The organism is Streptomyces huiliensis, assembly GCF_020037025.1.
GTDB classification, from domain to species: Bacteria; Actinomycetota; Actinomycetes; order Streptomycetales; family Streptomycetaceae; genus Streptomyces; species Streptomyces huiliensis.
Window position 1 is genome coordinate 50,999 of record NZ_JAIQLH010000073.1, and the last position, 16,476, is coordinate 67,474.

The 16,476-nt window shown below is 73.0% G+C and carries 17 protein-coding genes and 1 pseudogene; 5 read left to right on the plus strand and 13 right to left on the minus strand.

From position 1 onward, the window contains the following. Positions 1–195: 195 nt before the first annotated feature. Positions 196–684, plus strand: a complete 489-nt coding sequence (locus tag JNW98_RS15110) for a YajQ family cyclic di-GMP-binding protein (protein ID WP_223768727.1) — start codon at positions 196–198, stop codon at positions 682–684. Between the two features lie 131 nt (positions 685–815). On the opposite strand, the gene JNW98_RS15115 is transcribed toward JNW98_RS15110, so the two are convergent. From JNW98_RS15115 to JNW98_RS15130, 4 genes are all read right to left on the minus strand, one after another. Then, positions 816–1,286 carry a DUF3574 domain-containing protein gene (locus tag JNW98_RS15115; protein ID WP_223768728.1) on the minus strand — a complete coding sequence of 157 codons (471 nt, stop codon included), beginning with the start codon at positions 1,284–1,286 and terminating at the stop codon, positions 816–818. 182 nt (positions 1,287–1,468) lie between these two features. Beyond that, positions 1,469–2,557 (minus strand): amidinotransferase, encoded by a 1,089-nt coding sequence (locus JNW98_RS15120; protein WP_223768729.1) that lies wholly within the window; start codon positions 2,555–2,557, stop codon positions 1,469–1,471. Between the two features lie 255 nt (positions 2,558–2,812). Then, the gene (locus JNW98_RS15125) at positions 2,813–3,205 is read right to left on the minus strand and encodes a YccF domain-containing protein (protein ID WP_223768730.1); all 393 of its coding nucleotides are present in this window, start codon (positions 3,203–3,205) and stop codon (positions 2,813–2,815) included. 95 nt (positions 3,206–3,300) lie between these two features. Beyond that, the gene (locus JNW98_RS15130; RefSeq protein ID WP_223768744.1) at positions 3,301–3,747 is read right to left on the minus strand and encodes a cupin domain-containing protein; all 447 of its coding nucleotides are present in this window, start codon (positions 3,745–3,747) and stop codon (positions 3,301–3,303) included. Between the two features lie 244 nt (positions 3,748–3,991). Here JNW98_RS15130 and JNW98_RS15135 point away from each other — a divergent pair, with 244 nt between their 5' ends. From JNW98_RS15135 to JNW98_RS15150, 4 genes are all read left to right on the plus strand, one after another. Further along, complete coding sequence (locus JNW98_RS15135; protein WP_223768731.1) at positions 3,992–4,852, plus strand: LysR family transcriptional regulator; 861 nt, start codon at positions 3,992–3,994, stop codon at positions 4,850–4,852. A gap of 134 nt (positions 4,853–4,986) precedes the next feature. Next, complete coding sequence (locus JNW98_RS15140) at positions 4,987–5,913, plus strand: NADP-dependent oxidoreductase (RefSeq protein ID WP_223768732.1); 927 nt, start codon at positions 4,987–4,989, stop codon at positions 5,911–5,913. Positions 5,914–6,069: 156 nt separating this feature from the next. After that, the gene (locus JNW98_RS15145) at positions 6,070–7,032 is read left to right on the plus strand and encodes an AraC family transcriptional regulator (RefSeq protein ID WP_223768733.1); all 963 of its coding nucleotides are present in this window, start codon (positions 6,070–6,072) and stop codon (positions 7,030–7,032) included. 129 nt (positions 7,033–7,161) lie between these two features. Then, a complete protein-coding gene (locus JNW98_RS15150) occupies positions 7,162–7,380 on the plus strand; it encodes a hypothetical protein (RefSeq protein WP_223768734.1) in 219 nt (72 codons plus the stop codon). A gap of 36 nt (positions 7,381–7,416) precedes the next feature. Here the strand turns inward: JNW98_RS15150 and htpX are convergent, their stop codons facing one another. From htpX to JNW98_RS15195, 9 genes and pseudogenes are all read right to left on the minus strand, one after another. After that, positions 7,417–8,283 (minus strand): zinc metalloprotease HtpX, encoded by an 867-nt coding sequence (gene htpX, locus JNW98_RS15155; RefSeq protein ID WP_223768735.1) that lies wholly within the window; start codon positions 8,281–8,283, stop codon positions 7,417–7,419. 286 nt (positions 8,284–8,569) lie between these two features. After that, entirely contained in the window at positions 8,570–10,114 is a 1,545-nt protein-coding gene (locus JNW98_RS15160) for an NADH-quinone oxidoreductase subunit N (RefSeq protein WP_223768736.1), read from the minus strand. Next, positions 10,114–11,700 carry a complex I subunit 4 family protein gene (locus JNW98_RS15165; RefSeq protein ID WP_223768737.1) on the minus strand — a complete coding sequence of 529 codons (1,587 nt, stop codon included), beginning with the start codon at positions 11,698–11,700 and terminating at the stop codon, positions 10,114–10,116. Before JNW98_RS15165 ends, JNW98_RS15160 begins: the two co-directional genes overlap by 1 nt. Positions 11,701–11,702: 2 nt before the next feature. Continuing rightward, positions 11,703–13,694: an NADH-quinone oxidoreductase subunit 5 family protein gene (locus JNW98_RS15170; RefSeq protein ID WP_223768738.1), complete on the minus strand. Its 1,992-nt coding sequence runs from the start codon at positions 13,692–13,694 to the stop codon at positions 11,703–11,705. Next, entirely contained in the window at positions 13,691–14,059 is a 369-nt protein-coding gene (nuoK, locus tag JNW98_RS15175) for an NADH-quinone oxidoreductase subunit NuoK (RefSeq protein WP_223768739.1), read from the minus strand. The genes JNW98_RS15170 and nuoK overlap by 4 nt, the downstream gene beginning before the upstream one ends. After that, positions 14,059–14,652: an NADH-quinone oxidoreductase subunit J family protein gene (locus tag JNW98_RS15180; RefSeq protein ID WP_223768740.1), complete on the minus strand. Its 594-nt coding sequence runs from the start codon at positions 14,650–14,652 to the stop codon at positions 14,059–14,061. The genes nuoK and JNW98_RS15180 overlap by 1 nt, the downstream gene beginning before the upstream one ends. Further along, positions 14,649–15,302 carry a NuoI/complex I 23 kDa subunit family protein gene (locus JNW98_RS15185; RefSeq protein WP_223768741.1) on the minus strand — a complete coding sequence of 218 codons (654 nt, stop codon included), beginning with the start codon at positions 15,300–15,302 and terminating at the stop codon, positions 14,649–14,651. The genes JNW98_RS15180 and JNW98_RS15185 overlap by 4 nt, the downstream gene beginning before the upstream one ends. Further along, positions 15,299–16,270 carry a complex I subunit 1/NuoH family protein gene (locus JNW98_RS15190; protein WP_223768742.1) on the minus strand — a complete coding sequence of 324 codons (972 nt, stop codon included), beginning with the start codon at positions 16,268–16,270 and terminating at the stop codon, positions 15,299–15,301. Before JNW98_RS15190 ends, JNW98_RS15185 begins: the two co-directional genes overlap by 4 nt. After that, a pseudogene (locus JNW98_RS15195) lies at positions 16,267–16,476 on the minus strand (precorrin-3B C(17)-methyltransferase); the annotation flags it as partial. The pseudogene JNW98_RS15195 and the gene JNW98_RS15190, both read right to left, overlap by 4 nt.

The window sequence follows — 16,476 nt, forward strand, 5'->3', positions numbered from 1 at the left end:
CAACGACGTAAACCATACCCGATGACCGGGGGTGCTCCGCCACTCGGTTCGGAGCCAGCCGATCGCCGCCCGGATGACTAGGCTTGCGGGGCGGCCGTCCTCCGGGCCCGTCCGGCCCGTGCCGGGAGCCCGCCACCGAGGACGCCCCCACGCCGCGCCCCCTGACGGAATCTACGCACGAGGAGCCAACTCAATATGGCCGACTCCAGTTTCGACATCGTCTCGAAGGTCGAGCGGCAGGAGGTCGACAACGCCCTCAACCAGGCCGCCAAGGAGATCTCGCAGCGCTACGACTTCAAGAACGTCGGCGCCTCGATCGCCTGGTCCGGCGAGAAGATCGAGATGCGGGCCAACTCCGAGGAGCGGGTGAACGCGATCCTCGACGTCTTCCAGTCGAAGCTCATCAAGCGCGGCATCTCCCTGAAGGCCCTGGACGCGGGCGAGCCGCAGGCCTCGGGCAAGGAGTACAAGATCTTCGCGTCCCTTGAGGAGGGCATCTCCCAGGACAACGCGAAGAAGGTCGCCAAGATCATCCGCGACGAGGGCCCCAAGGGCGTCAAGGCCCAGGTCCAGGGTGACGAGCTGCGGGTGTCCTCCAAGAGCCGCGACGACCTCCAGACCGTGATCGCCCTCCTGAAGGGCAAGGACCTGGACTTCGCCCTCCAGTTCGTCAACTACCGGTGACCCGGCGGGCGTACCGGTGAGGTGACCGGCGCGCCCGACGGCCATCGCGTCCGGACGAGGGCGCGCCGGGGAGGGTCCACTCGACCTTCCGCGGCGCGCCCTCGTCCCGTTTCCGGGTCGGCGACGGCCGCTCAGAAGTCCACGTTCGCGGCCTCGTCCGCGCGCATCACCGACTCCTGGCGGAACTGCTTCTTGTAGGCGGCGCGGATCTCCTCGATGCCGGCGTCCTTCCCGCGCGCCTCGGACTTCGGGTAGTAGAGGGTCAGTTCGTAGGAGCGCTCGCGGATCACGACGCCCTTGGCGTCGCGCCACTGCCCGCGCGCGTCCTCGATGGTCAGGCCGTCGGGGAACTTCGGGGTGACGCGCCGGGTCACGAACTCGCGGAACTGGCGGTCCGTCACATCCGGCCGGCCGTCGGAGCGGGCGGTGCCGAAGTAGAGGTGCGTGCCGACGTACGGGGCGCCGCGCCCGGCCGTCGTCCGGGCGGCCGGCACCGGGTCGTCGCCGGCGTCCAGGGCGGCGTACGCCGTGGGGGCGCCCACGGCCAGGACGGTCGCGGTGGCCAGGGCGGCGGTGCGCAGGCGGGAGGTGCGCTGGGGCACGGTGGGTCCTTTCGGCCGGGGACCGGCCCGGCGGCGGGCCGGTGCGCTGCTGGTGCGCCGCCGACGCGTCGAGGCGCGCCGTCCACTCTCCCGGCCGGTCCGCCGCCGTGCGGGCGATGCGCGCTTCCCGACCGAAAAGCGCCGCTCTCGTTGGCTCCCGGCGGCGAGTTCGACCGGGAGCGTCAGGAAAAGTACGACTCCAGCGTCCCGCGGCGCCGGACGTCGAGCGTCGCGCAGTGGAACGAGCCGCCGAACGGCGCGTAGTGCAGGAAGTCGCACGGGATCGGCTCGAACCCCCACTTCTTGAGTGCCCGCACCATCCCGGTGTGCTGCCGTTCGACGATCACCCGCTTCCCGTCGACCACGAGGACGTTCATGCTGAGCCACTTGCCGCACAGCGAGGTGACCTTGAGCAGGCGGCTGTCCATCGGGTCGGGCTCGGGGGCGACCAGGACGTCCCACGAGCGCAGGATGTCGGGCAGCCGGTCGACGTCGACGTAGTCCGGGTTGATCATCACCTTGCCCGGGGCGAGCGGCATGAAGGTCGTGTCGATGTGCATGGGCGTCCGGCAGCGGCTCTCGATCTCGTGGATGCGGTAGCCGCGGCCGAGGTGGCGGCGGAGCCAGTCGACGCCCATGCGGTTGGTCACGTTGCCCAGCGTGACGAAGAGGTCGCGGCCGGCGCGGACGAAGTCCGCCGCGTCGAAGACCGGCTCGAACTCGGTGACGATGCGGCGCGGGGGCTCCCCCGGCCCGGGCCGCCGGAAGCCAGCCCGGAACAGCTCGTCCGTGAGCTGCGGCTTCGGCGCGGCCGTCCAGCGCGCACCGCGCCGGAAGTAGTCCTTGAGGAGCGTCCGGTAGGAGTGCGCCTCGAAGTACCGGCACCGCCAGGCCATCGGGGTCTCGATGATCTCGTCGCCGATCACCAGCAGGCTGTCGCGCGGGCAGGTGTTGCAGAAGCCGCGCGACGACCAGTCCGGGGTGCGGAAGCGGCGGCGGTGGTCGACGGCGTCGGGACGGGTGACCGTGACGTCGAGGGAGCGCAGGAGGGCGACGAAACCGTCGAGTTCGCGCTGCGCCCGCTCCACCAGGAACCGGGGGTACCGGCGCCCGGCCGCGAGCCCCTGCAGCCGGGCCGCCCACGGCGGGAGGTTGCACGCCACGACCGGGTGGCGGGAGGGGATCGTGGCGCCGTCCAGGCGTCCGACGACGATCTCCTCCAACGGGTCCCATTCGGTGTGCGAGTTGACCACCGGGGGCATCGGGGGCATCGGGGGCTCGCCGGGGGTGCCGCGCTCGGCCGGTGGCTGAGGCTCCGGATCGGGCTCTGGCTCGGGCCCCGGCCCCGGCATCAGGGACGTCCCCCGGCCTGCGCGGTGGTGTCGCCGGACAGGCCGGCCGTGCGGATTCCGGATCGCGACACTACGTCCATACGAGGCAAACGGCGTGAACGGCCCCGAGGTTGCGGGTACGTCGCGCATCCGCGTCCGGCCGGACGTCGCGGCCGTCCTTTACGGCGTGGCGACTTACCGCGTGGCGAACGGCTGGTCCGTCGGGACGATCTCGCGGCCGAGCGGCATCAGCGAGATCGGGATCAGCTTGAAGTTCGCGATCCCCAGCGGAATGCCGATGATCGAGACGCACAGCGCGATGCCTGTGATGATGTGGCCGAGGGCCAGCCACCAACCGGCGAAGATGATCCAGACGATGTTGCCCAGCAGCGAACCCGCGCCCGCGTCACGGCGCTCCACGGTCGTCCGGCCGAAGGGCCAGAGCGCGTAGGACGCGATGCGGAACGAGGCGATGCCGAACGGGATCGTCACGATGAGCACGCAGCAGATGATGCCGGCGACGACGTAGCCGAGAGCCATCCACAGTCCACAGAGGACCAGCCAGATGACATTTAGGATGAACCTCATGTAAGCAGCCTTCCACGCGACCGGTTCTCTGGCCACTGAGACGCCGGAAGGTGGCGGCGCGGTTGCCCTTCGCGCAGGTGGGGTGGGGGTCGCCGTCAGGGGAGGTGCTCGGTGGCGGGTTCCGTGGCGTAGCGGCTCATCGCCTCCAGGTGTGTCCCGGGGCTCGCGGTGCGGCCGTCGGCCGTCATGTCGCGCAGGTCGCGGAAGTACCGCACGTACAGGTCCGGCGTGAACACGCTGAGCATGACGGCCGGTTCGCCGGTCGCGTTGGCGAAGGTGTGCGGGGCTCCGGGCGGGACGAGCACGAACGTGCCCGCGGACGCGTCGTGGTCCTGGGTGCCGATGGTGAACCGCACCGTGCCGGAGAGGACGTAGAAGCCCTCGTCGTGCTGGGTGTGCCGGTGCTGCGGCGGTCCGGGGGTGTGCGGCGCGAGGACCGACTCGGTGACGCCGAGCCGGTGGGCGGTGTTGCCGCCGTCTTCGAGGACGCGCATGCGGGTGGGGCCGAGGACGATCGTCTCTCCCTCGCCGGGGCGGACTATGGATACGGCGGGGGTGGCGAGCGGCTCGCGGGTGTCGGCCTTGGGCGCTTCGGTCTGCGGTGCTTCGGAATTCGGTGCGTCGGTTTTCGGTGCGGCGGTTTTCGGTGCGTCGGTTTTCGGTGCGGCGGTTTTCGGTGCGTCGGTTTTCGGTGCGGCGGTCATGTCCTCCATTCCACGGCCGGGGCGCGGCGGCTGTCCAAGTCCCGTTCCGTGGGGGCGATACCGTACGGGTATCGTCCCCCGCATGGAGCTGCGCACGCTGCGCTATTTCGTGGCGGTCGCCGAGGAACTCCACTTCGGCCGGGCCGCCGCCCGGCTGCACATGAGCCAGCCGCCGCTGAGCCGCGCCATCAGGCGGCTGGAATCCGACGTCGGGGCCTCGCTGTTCGACCGGTCGCCCGCCGGTGTCGCGCTCACGCCGGCGGGGGCGGTCCTGCTCGACGAGGCGCGGGACCTGCTCGACCGGGCCGACCGGGCGCGCGCCCGCGTGGCCGCGGCGGCCGGGGCCGCCACGCTCACCGTCGGCATCCTGGGCGACGAAGGCGACGGCGGCGGCCCGGGAGCGGCGGCGCTGGCCGGCACCTTCCGCCGGCGGCATCCGCACGCCGAGGTCCGCGTCCGCGACGCGGACCTGACCGACCCGACGTGCGGGCTGCACGCCGGAGCCGTCGATGTCGCTCTGACCCGCGGCCCGTTCGACGAGACCGGGCTGTCCGTGCGTGCGCTGCGGACCGATCCGGTGGGGGCCCTGCTGCGCGCCGACGATCCGCTGGCCCGCCACGGCAGCCTGCGGCCGGCCGACCTGGCGGACCGCCGCTGGTTCCGCTTCCCGGTGGGCACCGACCCCCTCTGGCAGGCGTACTGGAGTGGCGGGGAGCTGCGCGAGGGCCCGATGGTGCGTGCGGTCCGGGAGTGCCGGCAGGCCGTTCTCTGGAACGGGACGGTCGGCATGACGCTCCTGGGGCACGAGCCCGGTGAGGGGCTCGTCGTGGTGCCGCTGACCGGGCTGCCGCCGAGCCGGGTGGTGGTGGCGTGGCGGACGGGGGAGGCGAATCCGCTGGTCCGGTCGTTCGTGCGGATCGTGGTCGCGGCGTATCGGGGCTGAGCTCTCGGCGCCCGACCCCGGGGTGAGACGTTGGGACATGTTTCGGAGACGGAAGGCCATTCAGGCGCTCGTCCGGAGTTCGTACGGTGAGGGAGTCGAAACGAACGAACGCGAACGAACGAGGAGCGACCCCCATGCGTGCTGTGATGCAGAAGACCTTCGGCGGCCCCGAGGTGCTGGAGCTGGTGGAGGCCGAGCGGCCGGTTCCGCTCGGGGGCGAGGTGCTGGTGCGGGTGCGGGCGAGCGCCGTGAACCCGGTCGACGTCGCGGTCCGGTCGGGGGCCTACCCGCTGCTGGGCGAGCCGCCGTTCGGGGTGGGCTGGGACGTCTCCGGGGTCGTCGAGGAGGCCGGCGCCGGCGCCCGGTTCAGGGTCGGGGACGAGGTGTACGGGATGCCGTTCTTCCCGCGCGCCGCCAACGCCTACGCCGAGTACGTGGCCGTGCCCTCGCGGCAGGTCGCCCGGAAGCCCGCCTCCCTCGACCACGTGCACGCCGCCGCGCTGCCGCTCGCGGCGCTCACCGCCTGGCAGGGACTGGTGGACGCGGCCGGCGTGGCGGAGGGCGACCGGGTGCTGATCCACCGGGCCGCCGGCGGGGTCGGGCACCTGGCCGTGCAGATCGCGAAGATCCGGGGCGCCGAGGTGATCGCGCTGGCCAGCGCGGGCAAGCACGACTTCGTCCGCGGGCTGGGCGCCGACGAGGTGATCGACTACCAGGCGGTCGACTTCACGGAGGCCGTGAAGGACGTCGACGTGGTCTTCGACTCCACGGCGCAGGGCGCCCGTTCGACGGCGGTCCTCCGGCCCGGCGGCACGCTCGTCAGCATCCTGGAGCACGGCGACCGCGAGCTCGCGGCGGCGGTGGAGGCCGACGGCTTCCGCTTCGCCGGGGTCATGGTGGAGCCGGACTACGCGGCGCTTGAGGCCATCGCCGAGCTGGTGGACGCGGGCCGGATCCGGCCGCACGTCGGGGCGACGTTCCCGCTGGCCGAGGCGGGCAAGGCGCACGAGCTGGTGGGCGCGGGGCGGGCGCTGGGCAAGGTCGTGCTGACGGTGGGCTGAGGCTGACGGTGGACCGAGGCAGTGGCCGTCCGTCGGTTTTCGTCGGTTTCCGTCGGTTTCCGTCGGGGGTCCGGTCCCCGGCGGAACACCCGGGCCGGTCGAGGCGCTGAGGCAAACGAGACTGGTGGGGCGGACGAGCCGGGTGGAGGAGATCGCGTGGACATCCTGACGGAGGCGCTGGCCTCGATGCGGACCGGGAATCCGACCTCCGTACGGACCGACGGGCGGGCGCCCTGGGGGCTGCGGCTGCCGCCCGTCGCGGGGGCCGGGTTCCACGTGGTGTTGCGCGGCGCGTGCTGGGCGCTGCCGCTGGAGGACGGATCCGTGGACAGGTACCAGGAACCGATCCGGCTGGAGGAAGGGGACGTGATCTTCCTGCGGGACGGGCGCGGGCACATCCTCGCCGACCATCCGGACACCCCGGCCCAGCCGGAGGACACGGCGGACTTCTGCGCGGGCACCCCGATCGGAACGGTCTCGGTCGGCGGTGACGGCGCCCGCACCAGCCTGCTGTGCGGCAACTACCACTTGGACCAGGGCCGGCCGCACCCGCTCGTCGGCCGGCTGCCCGCCGTGATCCACCTGCCGACGCGGGACGGCCGCCATCCCGAACTGAGCGCCGCAGTGCGGCTGCTGGGCGCCGAGGTGGAGAACCCGCGGCCGGGTTCGGCCGGCATCGTTCCCTCGCTCATTGACTCTTTGCTCCTGTATATCCTGCGCGCCTGGCTGGCGGACCGCCCGGCGGGGGGCGGCGACGGCGCGGGGTGGGCCGCCGCGCTGGCCGATCCCGTGGTGGCCGCGGCGCTCTCGGCGATCCACGAGGAGCCCTCGGCACAGTGGACGGTCGAGTCACTGGCCGCGCGCTCCGGGCTCTCCCGGGCGGCGTTCGCCCGCCGCTTCGCGGCGCTCGTCGGCGAGCCGCCCGTCGCGTACCTGACGCGATGGCGGATGACGACGGCGGCGCGGCTGCTGCGGGAATCGGATGTGCCGCTGGCGGCTGTCGCAGCGCGGGCCGGGTACGGGTCGGAGTTCGCGTTCGCGAAGGCTTTCAAGCGGGAGTTCGGGCAGGCGCCCGGAGGGTACCGGCGGGCGGCGCGGGCGGATCGCGCCGCGGCGTGAGGGTGCTCCGGTTCTCAAACGCGGAGCCGGACGAAACCCCCTGATGGCTCAGCGCAGCGCGCCGCCGGGCCTTCCCGGGGCCATGGTGGGCGTGCCGCCATCCGGCGGACGAACCGTCCGGGAGGAACCATGCGCAGAGCGATCCTGGCGGCGGCCCTGGCCGCCCTGAGCGTCATCGGCGTCACCACCGCCCAGGCCGAGCCGGCGGCCCCGGCCGACATCGACGTCTTCACCTGCCTCGACGGCGGCGGCGTCCCGGACTACGGCGACGCGGATCCGGGCGTGCTGACGACCGAGATCAAGGCCACGTGCAAGGGCGGTTCGCACAACGGCGAGACCGTGTCCTGAGCCTCCTCAGCCGCGGCCTGCTCAGTCACGGCCTGCTCAGTCACGGCCGCCGCCCGCCATCCGCTCCAGGCGGGTGATCCGTTCCGCCATCGGGGGGTGGGTGGAGAAGAGCTTGGACATGCCCTCGCCGGGCCGGAACGGGTTGGCGATCATCATGTGGCTCGCCGTCTCCAGGCGCGGCTCCGGCGGGAGCGGCAGCCGCTTGGTCCCCGTCTCCAGCTTGCGGAGGGCCGAGGCCAGCGCCAGTGGGTCGCCGGTGAGGCGGGCGCCGGACGCGTCGGCCTCGTACTCCCGGGAGCGGCTGACGGCGAGCTGGATCAGGGAGGCCGCGATGGGCCCCAACAGCATGATCATGATCATGCCGACGAATCCCGGGCCCTCGTCGTCGTCGGACCGGCCGATCGGGATCAGCCAGGCGAAGTTCACCAGGAACATCACCACCGACGCGAGCGCTCCCGCGACCGACGAGATGAGGATGTCGCGGTTGTAGACGTGGCTGAGCTCGTGGCCGATCACTCCGCGCAGCTCGCGCTCGTCGAGGAGGCGCAGGATGCCGTCGGTGCAGCAGACCGCCGCGTTGCGCGGGTTGCGGCCGGTGGCGAAGGCGTTGGGGGCCTCGGTGGGCGAGATGTACAGCCGGGGCATGGGCTGGCGGGCGGCGGTCGAGAGCTCGCGCACCATGCGGTAGAGGTGCGGTGCCTCGAACTCGCTGACCGGGCGGGCGCGCATCGCCTTCAGGGCGAGCTTGTCGCTGTTCCAGTACGCGTACGCGTTGGTGCCCAGCGCGACCAGGACGGCGACGATCAGGCCGGTCCGGCCGAAGACGCTGCCGATGACGATGATGAGCGCGGACAGCCCGCCGAGGAGTACGGCGGTCCTGAGTCCGTTGTGCCGGCGGTGCACGGTACGCCCTCCAGGTGGTGCGGCAGGGGAACCCTTGAACCAGTGGAACCTTTCGTACTGGTCAACGCGAGGCGGAGGCCGCTAGTTCCCTTGTGCACGGGGTGGGGCGTACTCCGGGCGGGCGAGGCGGAGGGCGGGCGCCCCTGATGGGGATGTCCCGGAAGGGATGTCCCGGAAGGGATGTCCCGGAAGGGATGTCCCGGAAGGGATGTCCCTGAGAGGGTCAGCCCTGCCGGGGGCGCCCCCGAGAGCGTCCCCGAGGCGCCCCGCCACCCGCGCGCTCCCCCTACAGCAGCGACCCCGACGCGTACCGCAGCACCAGCTGCGGCGCGCCCGAGAGGACGAGGCCGGCCGCGGCGGCCAGGCCGATGGCCGCGCCGAGGGAGCGCGGCATCCGGGTCTTCACCGCGGCCGCCTCCCCGTCCGCGGTCCCCTCCGGCTCCCCCGCCGGACGGAAGAGGAAGGCCGTCCACTGGAGGTAGTAGTACAGCGCGATGACGACGTTGACGGCCATGACCGCGGCCAGCCAGCCCAGCCCCGCGTCGACCGCCGCCGAGAAGACCGTGACCTTGGCGAACAGCCCGATGACGCCCGGCGGCAGCCCGGCCAGGCAGAGCAGGAAGAAGGCGAGGGCGAGCGCGGCGAACGGGCTCCGCGCGTACAGCCCGCGGTAGTCCGCGATCCGGTGGTGGGCCGCCGTGCGTCCGACGAGGACGGCGACCGCGAACGCGCCGAGGTTCACCGCCGCGTACATCAGGGCGTAGGCGACGGTGGCGCCGACCGCGTGGCCCGGGTCGCTCCCGTAGCCGGCGGCGGCCAGCGGCACCAGCAGGTAGCCTGCCTGGCCGACCGAGGACCAGGCGAGCAGCCGGACGGCGCTGAGCTTCCGGTCCGGGCGCTGGCGCAGCGCGGCGACGTTGCCGGCCGTCATGGTGAGGGCCGCGAGGACGGCCAGGGCGGGACCCCAGACGTCGGAGTACGTCGGGAACGCGATGACCGTCACGAGGGCGATGCCCGTGAAGCCGACGGCCTTGCCGACGACGGAGAGGTAGCCGGCGACGGGCAGCGGTGCGCCGGCGTAGGCGTCCGGCACCCAGAAGTGGAAGGGGACGGCGGCCGTCTTGAAGGCGAAGCCGACGAGGGTGAGCACCACGCCGGTGCGGGCCAGGGTGGCCAGCCGCGGGTCGACGGCGGCGAGGCTGTGGGCGACGTCGGTGAGGTGCAGGGTGCCGGTCGCCGCGTAGACGAAGCTGACGCCGAGGAGGGTGACGGCGGTGGCGGTGACCGAGGAGAGGAAGAACTTCAGCGCCGCCTCGGAGGAGCGCCGGTCGCCGCGGCGCAGGCCGACGAGGGCGAACGCGGGCAGCGAGGCGACCTCCAGGGCGACGACGAGGGTGGCGAGGTCGCGGGAGGCGGGCAGCAGGGCGGCGCCGGCGGCGGAGGAGAGCAGCAGGAACCAGTACTCGCCGGCGGGCAGTTCCTGCTCCCGCACGGTGGTGGCGGAGAGCAGGGCGGTCAGCAGCGCGCCGCCGATGACCAGGAACTGGAGGACGAGCGTGAAGTGGTCGGCCTCGTAACTGCAGGTGTGGCTGCCGCCGGTGAGGCAGAAGGTGCTGCGGGTGCCCGCGCGCAGCGGGATCAGCGCCAGCCCGGCCAGCAGCAGGCCGCCGACCGTGACGCCGCCGAGGACGTGCTTCCGCTCGGCGGGCAGGAAGAGGTCGGCGACGAGGACGGCGAGCGCGGCCACGGCGGCGATCAGGGGCGGTGCGACGGCGAGCCAGTCAACGGACTGGACCAGCGAGACGGCCGCGGAGTCGGCGAGGAGCACCATCAGTTGCCTCCTCCGAGGAGCTGCTGGACGGCCGGGTCGGTGAGGCCCAGGAGGGCCGCGGGCCAGAGCCCGGCGAGGACGGTGAGGACGACGAGCGGCGTCCAGGCGGCGAACTCGTACGGGCGGACGTCCGCGAGCGCGGGTACGGCTCCCTTGGCCGCCGTCGTGTGCTGTTCGCCGTTGCCGCCCATGCAGACGCGGCGGACGACGACCAGCAGGTAGGCGGCGGTCAGCAGGGTGCCGAGACCGGCCAGCGCCATGAAGGTGAGGTACGCGGGGCGGCTGAGGCCGTCGGCCGGCCGGAAGGACGCGAACATCGCGAGCATCTCGCCCCAGAATCCGGCCAGTCCGGGCAGGCCGAGGGAGGCGACGGCGCCGAAGGCGAGGAGGCCGCCGAGGCGCGGGGCCCGGCCGTAGAGCGCGGCGCCGGTGGGGCCGGAGAGCCGGTCGAGGTCGGTGGTGCCGTAGCGGTCCTTGATGCCGCCGACCAGGAAGAAGAGGAGGCCGGTGATGAGGCCGTGGGCGATGTTGGCGAAGAGGGCCGCGTTCACGCCGGTGGGCGTGAGGGTGGAGATGCCCAGGAGCACGAAGCCCATGTGGCCGACGGAGCTGTAGGCGATCAGCCGCTTGAGGTCGCCGCCGGAGCCCCGGCGGGCCAGCGCCAGGCAGACCAGCGAGCCGTAGACGATGCCGACGGCGGCGAACGCGGCGAGGTACGGCGCGAACGTGTGGGCGCCGTCGGGGGCCACGGGCAGGACGATGCGGACGAGGCCGTAGGTGCCCATCTTCAGCAGGACGCCCGCGAGGAGCACCGAGCCGACGGTCGGCGCGGCGGTGTGAGCGTCGGGCAGCCAGCTGTGCAGCGGGAACATCGGCGCCTTCACCGCGAGCCCCGCGCCGATCGCCAACACCGCGATGACCTGCGTGGAATGGCTCAGACCCGACCCGTTGTCAGTGGCGAGTGCCACCATGTCGAAAGTGCCGCCCTTGATGCCGACGAGGAGGAGGCCGAGCAGCATGACCACGGACCCGAGCAGGGTGTAGAGGACGAAGCGCCAGGCGCCGCGCTCGCGTCCCTCGCCACCCCAGCGGGCGATGAGGAAGTACATCGGGACGAGCACCGTCTCGAACGCGAGGAAGAACAGCACGAGGTCGAGGACCGCGAACGAGGCGAGGGAGCCGGCCTCCAGGAGCAGCAGCAGTGCCACGAAAGCCTTCGGTGACGGGCCGTCGGGCACGCGGTAGTAGCTGTACAGCGCGCAGAGGAAGGTGAGGAGCGAGGTCAGGACGACGAGGGGGAGCGAGACGCCGTCCACGCCGAGGTGGAACCGGATGCCGAGCGCCGGGATCCAGCTCACGTCGGTGGTGGCCTGCATCCGGGCCGGCCGGTCGTGGTCGAAGCCGGCGGCCAGGGCGACGGTGAGCGCGAGCACGGCGCCTGTGACGGTGACGCCGTGCCGCAGCACCGCCTGTTCGGGGCTCCGGCCCTTGAGTCCGGGCGGCGCCGGGAGGAGGGCGGCGACGGCTCCGGCGAGGGGCAGGCCGACGATCGCGAGGAGGAGGATCTGCAGAACGGTATGGCTCACGGTCAGGCTCCGGAGGCGACGAGGACGGCGGCGACGGCCAGGACGACGGAGCCCGCGAACAGGACGCTCAGGTAGGTCTGGGTGTTGCCGGTCTGGGCCCGGCGGACGGCCGCGCCCAGCAGGCCGGGGGCGGACGCCGCGCCGCGCACGTAGGTCTCGACGACCTCGCGGTCGAGGAAGCGGGCGAGGCGGGCGGCGCCGCGCGCCGGGCGGACGGCGACGGCGTGCACGACGGCGTCCAGGTGGAAGCCGGCGGCGGCGTGCCGGTGCAGCGGGCCAAGGAGGAGCCTGCCCGGATCGGCGGGGTCCTGGGCGCCGGAGACGCTGCCGTACGCGGCCTCGTGGGTGGCGATGGCCTCCTCCTCGGAGACGGCCGGGGCCTCCTCCGGGTCGGCGGCGACCGCGCCGAGGGGGGTACGGGCGGTGAGGGCCGCGGTGCGCCGCCACGCGGCGGTGACGACGAGCACGCCGGCGAGCGCGCAGCCGGTGGACAGGAGGGAGGTGGTGAGCGTGGGCGTCAGGGAGCCGCCGTCGAACCAGTCGGGGAGCTTCCAGGCGGCCAGGCCGAGGGCGACGGTGGGGACGAACAGCACCCACAGGACGCTCGTCATGGCGGCGGGCTGGCGGCCGTGGTCGGCGGCCTCCTGGCCGCTGCCGCGGAAGGCGAGCAGCCAGAGGCGGGTGGCGTAGGCGGCGGTGAGCAGGGCGGTGAGCAGGCCGGCGACGAGCACCGTCCAGCCGACCGCGCCCGGGATGCCGTCCGCCTCGCCCTGGGCCGCGTGCTCGGCGGCGCCCAGCACGGCCTCCTTGGAGAAGAAGCCGCTGAAGGGCGGGATCGCGGCGAGCGCGAGGAGGGCGACGGTCATCGTCCAGAACGCGTCGGGGACGCGCTTGGCGAGGCCGCCCATGCGGGCCGTGGCGGCCAGCGAGTTGGTGCCGGCGGCGTGGATGACCACGCCCGCCCCGAGGAAGAGGAGGGCCTTGAACGCGCCGTGCGAGACGAGGTGGAAGACGGCGGCGCCGCGGTCGCCGACGGCCAGGGCGCCGGTCATGTAGCCGAGCTGGCCGACGGTCGAGTAGGCGAGGACGCGCTTGATGTCGTCCTGCGCGAGCGCGGCGACGGCCGAGCCGACCATGGTGACCGCCGCCATCGCGGCGAGCACGGCGAGGGCCGCGGTGGAGGCGGCGAAGACGGGGAGGAGCCGGGCGACGAGGTAGACACCGGCCGCGACCATCGTCGCGGCGTGGATCAGCGCGGACACCGGCGTGGGGCCGGCCATCGCGTCGGGCAGCCACGTGTGCAGCGGGAACTGGGCCGACTTGCCCGCCACGCCGGCGAGCAGCAGCAGCGCCGTGAGCGTGGGGTGGGAGAGGTCGCCGGAGGCGGCGGTGCGCACGATGCCGTCGATGCGGAACGTTCCCGCGTCGTCGGCGAGCGCGAACACGCCGATCAGGAACGGGACGTCGCCGAGCTTGGTGACCAGGAACGCCTTGAGGGAGGCGGCGCGGGCGGCCTCGGTCTCCCAGTAGTGGCCGACGAGGAAGTACGAGCAGATGCCCATGACCTCCCAGCCGACCAGCAGCACCATCAGGTCGCCCGAGTAGACGACGAGGAGCATCGCGGAGGTGAAGAGGGAGACCAGCGCGGCGTAGGACGGGTAGCGCGGGTCGTCGCGCAGGTAGGCCGTCGAGTACAGCTGGACGCAGGTGGCCACGACCCCGACGAGCACGGCGACGAGGACGGCGAAGCCGTCCAGGTGCAGGGCGAGGTCGACGGGGACGGAGCCAGTCGGGGTGAGGCGCGTCGACGCGTCGAGGGCCCGGCCGCCGCCCTGCTGCCACGCGACGACGACGGCGAGCACGGCGGCGACGGCGGTCGGCAGGAGGGCCAGCGGCCGGACGAGTCCGGGCGCGCGGCGGCCGGCCAGGATGCCGCCGACGGCACCGAGGAAGGGCAGCAGCGGGACGAGGGCGGCGGTGGTCGTGGTCGTCACGAGGCGGCCTCGGCCTTCTGCTCGCGGTCGGTGGCGCCGGTGGTGCCGTCGGTCGTCTCGTCCTCGCGGAGGTCGCGGAGCCGGTCGAGGTCGGCGGTGCCGCGGTTGCGGTGGACGAGCAGGACGATGGCCAGGCCGATGCCGATCTCGGCGGCGGCGATGGCGATGGTGAACAGGGTGAGCGCCTGCCCGGCGTGCAGTTCGTCGCGCAGCCAGACGTCGAAGGCGACGAGGTTGAGGTTGACGGCGTTGAGCATCAGCTCGACGGACATCAGCACCAGGATGGCGTTGCGCCGGGCGAGGACGCCGTAGAGGCCGGTGCAGAAGAGGAGGGCGGCGAGGATCGCGGGGTAGATCAGGTGCATCAGCGGGCCTCTTCCTTCCGCCGCGGCTCCTCGGCCTCGTTCTCCTTGCCGCGCCGGGACAGCACGATCGCGCCGACGAGCGCGGCGAGCAGGAGGACGGACAGCGCTTCGAAGGGCAGCACCCAGTAGCGGAAGAGCATCTCGCCGGAGACCTCGGTCGAGCCCTGGACCGGCCCGCGGAGGTCGATCCACGTCCGGCGGAAGGCGTCCACGACGACCCAGACCAGCGCGACGGCGGCGGCGCCGGCGACCGCTATCGCCACCGGCCGGTTGCCGGAGTCGGCGTCCGGCGAGCGGCCGATGGGCGCCTTGGTCAGCATCAGCCCGAACAGCAGGAGGACGACCACCGAGCCGACGTAGATCAGCACCTGCACCCAGGCCACGAACTCGGCCGTCAGCAGCAGGTACTCGACGGCCAGCCCGCCGAGCGCCACGACCAGCCACAGGGCGGCGTGCACCAGCTGCCGGGTGGTGACGGTCAGCACGGCGGCGCCGAGGGTGACGAGGCCGACGAGGAGGAAGGCGACCTCGACGCCGGTGGGCGAGAGGAAGCCGTGCGCGCCCGAGGCGAGTGCGACGCCGTGGGTGCTCATGCTCCGTCCCCCTTCGCTTCGTTCGCTTCGTTCGCTTCGTTCGCTTCGTTCGCTTCGTTCGCTTCGTTCGCTTCGTTCGCTTCGTTCGCTTCGTTCGCTTCGTTCGCTTCGTTCGTTTCCCGGGCCGCTTGGGCGGCCGCCATCTTCTCGGCCGTCTTGCGGGCCGCGGCGATCTCCTTCGGCTCCTCCGCCGCCGGGTCGAGCGCGGGCGGCTCGGGAACGGTCCACATCCACTCGCGGAGCCGGTCCCGTTCGTGGGTGAGGTCGAGGATGTCCGTCTCGGCGTACTCGAACTCCGGCGACCAGAAGAGGGCGTCGAACGGACACACCTCGATACAGATGCCGCAGTACATGCACAGCGCGAAGTCGATCGCGAACCGGTCGAGGACGTTGCGGCTGCGCTCGCGCCCGCCCGGCGCGGCCGGGGGGACGGTCTCCTTGTGGGAGTCGATGTAGATGCACCAGTCGGGGCACTCGCGGGCGCACAGCATGCAGACCGTGCAGTTCTCCTCGAACAGGCCGATCACGCCGCGGGTGCGGGGCGCGAGCTCGGGCTGCGCGTCGGGGTACTGGACCGTCTGCGTGCGCCGGGTGAGCGTCCGCAGGGTGACGGCCAGGCCCTTGGCCAGGCCGCTGCCGGGGATGTTCATGAGATCGCCACCTTGACGACGCCGGTCAGCGCGATCTGCGCGAGGGCGAGCGGGATGAGCACGGTCCAGGCGAGCTTCTGCAGCTGGTCCTCGCGCAGCCGCGGGTAGGTCACCCGCAGCCAGATCACGACGAACGCGAGCACCGCCGTCTTGAGCAGCATCCACACCCAGCCGAGCCCGTCGGCGCCGAGCGGGCCGTGCCAGCCGCCGAGGAACAGCACGGACGTCAGTCCGCAGAGGACCACGATGCCCGCGTACTCGGACAGCAGGAACATCGCGAACCGCAGGCCCGTGTACTCGGTGTACGCGCCGAAGATGATCTCCGAGTCGGCCACCGGCATGTCGAACGGCGGCCGTTGCAGCTCGGCGAGTCCGGCGGTGAAGAACACCAGCCCCCCGACGATCTGCCAGGGCACCCACCACCAGTGGAACGCGTCCAGGATCCCGGGCAGCGAGACCGTGCCCGCCGCCATCGCCACGGAGGCGGCGGCGAGCAGCATCGGCAGCTCGTACGCCATCAGCTGCGCGGCCGTGCGGAGGCCGCCGAGGAGGGAGAACTTGTTCGCCGACGCCCAGCCGGCCATGAGCGAGCCGAGCACGCCCACGCCCATCACGGCGAGGACGAAGAAGATGCCCGCGTCGATGTACCAGCCGACCGCCTTGCCGGGGCCGATCGGGATCGCGACGAGGACGAGGAGGTACGGCAGCAGGGCGACGGCCGGCGCCAGCTGGAAGACCCGCCGGTCGGCCTCGGCCGGGACGATGTCCTCCTTCTGCGCGAACTTCACCCCGTCCGCGACGAGCTGCGCCCACCCGTGGAACCCGCCCGCGTACATCGGCCCGAGCCGGCCCTGCATATGGGCCATCACCTTGTGCTCCATCTGCCCGACGAGCAGCGGGAAGACGAGGAAGACGCCGAACAGGGCCAGGAGGCGCAGCACCACGTCGAGGGTGTCGCTGCTGCTCATGCTCGGTCGCCTCCGGCGGGGTCAGGGTCGTTGTCCGGGCCGTCCCCGTCCGGGCCGTCCCCGTCGGGGGTGTCCCCGTCGGGGGCGGGGGTGCCGGGCTGCGCGGCGGGCGTGGCACGGGGTCCCTCGCCGGGCGCGGCGGCGGGCTTTTCGCCGGGGGCGGCGGCGGGGTTCACGGCCGGCGCGCTCCGGGGGACGGGGGCGCC

Coding starts and splice junctions, on each gene's coding strand:
- JNW98_RS15110 (WP_223768727.1), top strand. CDS start 196: ATGGCCGACTCCAGTTTCGACATCGTCTCGAAGGTCGAGCGGCAGGAG.
- JNW98_RS15120 (WP_223768729.1), bottom strand. CDS start 2,557: ATGCCCCCGATGCCCCCGGTGGTCAACTCGCACACCGAATGGGACCCG.
- JNW98_RS15125 (WP_223768730.1), bottom strand. CDS start 3,205: ATGAGGTTCATCCTAAATGTCATCTGGCTGGTCCTCTGTGGACTGTGG.
- JNW98_RS15135 (WP_223768731.1), top strand. CDS start 3,992: ATGGAGCTGCGCACGCTGCGCTATTTCGTGGCGGTCGCCGAGGAACTC.
- JNW98_RS15140 (WP_223768732.1), top strand. CDS start 4,987: ATGCGTGCTGTGATGCAGAAGACCTTCGGCGGCCCCGAGGTGCTGGAG.
- JNW98_RS15150 (WP_223768734.1), top strand. CDS start 7,162: ATGCGCAGAGCGATCCTGGCGGCGGCCCTGGCCGCCCTGAGCGTCATC.
- JNW98_RS15160 (WP_223768736.1), bottom strand. CDS start 10,114: ATGGTGCTCCTCGCCGACTCCGCGGCCGTCTCGCTGGTCCAGTCCGTT.
- nuoK (WP_223768739.1), bottom strand. CDS start 14,059: ATGCACCTGATCTACCCCGCGATCCTCGCCGCCCTCCTCTTCTGCACC.
- JNW98_RS15180 (WP_223768740.1), bottom strand. CDS start 14,652: ATGAGCACCCACGGCGTCGCACTCGCCTCGGGCGCGCACGGCTTCCTC.
- JNW98_RS15185 (WP_223768741.1), bottom strand. CDS start 15,302: ATGAACATCCCCGGCAGCGGCCTGGCCAAGGGCCTGGCCGTCACCCTG.
- JNW98_RS15190 (WP_223768742.1), bottom strand. CDS start 16,270: ATGAGCAGCAGCGACACCCTCGACGTGGTGCTGCGCCTCCTGGCCCTG.